Annotated in this window: 1 protein-coding gene; it reads right to left on the reverse strand. The window is 64.4% G+C overall.

The window, feature by feature from the left end:
• A partial coding sequence (locus tag AC097P_RS23720; protein ID WP_479612891.1) for a DUF748 domain-containing protein occupies positions 1-1533 on the reverse strand: 1533 nt, incomplete at its 3' end.
• Positions 1534-1581: the final 48 nt, after the last annotated feature.

A 1581-nucleotide genomic window follows, 5' to 3' on the forward strand; every position in this document is an offset into this window, starting at 1 on the left:
CAAACGGGGCACGGTAACCAGCAGCGCGCCGGCAGACTGGGTGTTTGCTGTGCTGTCCGATGGGGCGCCAGGTTTGCCTGCCGTCCAGGTGGCACCCAGCTCGGCGTCCAGCACGCCCTGCAGCCCAGGCTGCAGAAACTGCGCAACATAGGGCGCTGCAAGGCCAAGCTCCACATCCCCCAGCGTTGCCTGCGCGGTGGCCCACAGCTCAGCAGCCTCCCCCTTGAATGCCAGGCGCGCCGTCTTTCTGCCTTTGGATGGCACAGTGGCCGAACCCTCAAGCGTGGCAGGCGTTGTGCCCAGAGGCCACCGCAGGGCCTTGGCCCGCAACTCCAGCTCCGCCAGGTTGATGCGGGCTGGGGGCTGGATGCTGTCGTCTGCCCACACCAGCGCGCCACGGCGCAGTGCAAACCGCTCCAGTGACAGGCTCCAGGGCTTGGGGACCGCTGCAGCCGATGCCTTCAAGCCATTCGGGCCTCTAGCCCCCGTCGTATCAGACTCTTTAGCTACTGATTTTGTAGCATTCAGGACTAGATTGATACGCCCCGCCCGGTTGCGTGTAGCCTGCACGGCGGGTGCGTGGATGTCCAGTGATGCCAAGCTGACGACCCTCTCCAGTGGTCGCACATCGGCCAGCGCAGCCTCTACCGATTCCACGGCCAGCAGCGGCGCGCCCGCCGCATCTGCCAGCGACAAGTTAGACACCTTGAGCATGCCGGTGAAGGTCAGATTTTGCTGCTTGGCCTGCTCAAAGGCCAAACGTAGGTCTGTATCCACCACCGCAGATTGCAGGCGCACGGGCAGGCTGCTGGGTAGGTAGGGCAGATAGGGCGCGAGGTCCAGCTTGCTGATCTTCAGCGAGGCCTCGCCCTTTTGGGTCTGCGCAAAAGGTGTGCCCTCTGCCGCGGTATCAAACTGGCTGCCATTGAGCGTGAATGCCAGGCGCGGCACCACCTTGACGGTGCGTTTGGATTCCAGCGTGCTCAGAAACGGTACGGCCAGGTTTAGCGCACGCAAACTGTGGTGGCGCAGGCCCGATGCCGTGTGGTCATGGAAGTCCACTGCGCCGCCGTTGAGCGTCAGGTTGTACAGGGCAAACTGCAGGGGCGCGTCCGAAGCCGGAGTTTGGGCCAGGCGCTCGAATATATCGTCCACGTCGTAGCGGCCATCGCCCTGGTGGGTCAGCTGCACGGTTGGGTTGTCCAGCGTGATGGCGTCTATGACCGGGGCCAGGCGCACCAGCGACTCCAGCTCAGCATCAACATAGACGCGGGTTATCTGCAGTTGCTTGGCCTTGCCGTCAGCCGAGGCCACCGCCAACCCCGATACGATCAGCTCCAGCGACCAGGGCCTGAAGGCCACGGCCTCCACGGTCACTGTGCGACCCAGGGCCGCCGTAGCCCTCTCCTCTATCGCCCGCTTCACCAACGGCGGCACCGCCAGCCAGGCCAGCACCCACAGCACCAGCACACCCCCCCCGAACCAGCAGGCCCGGCGCAACCAATGGGGAGGAATGGTGAAGGGAACCTGCATGTGCGCGCTTTCAAGGGGTTGCGTAAATGGCGAAGAAATGGGACGGGC

Source organism: Rhodoferax sp. ZS1R8, from assembly GCF_056521325.1.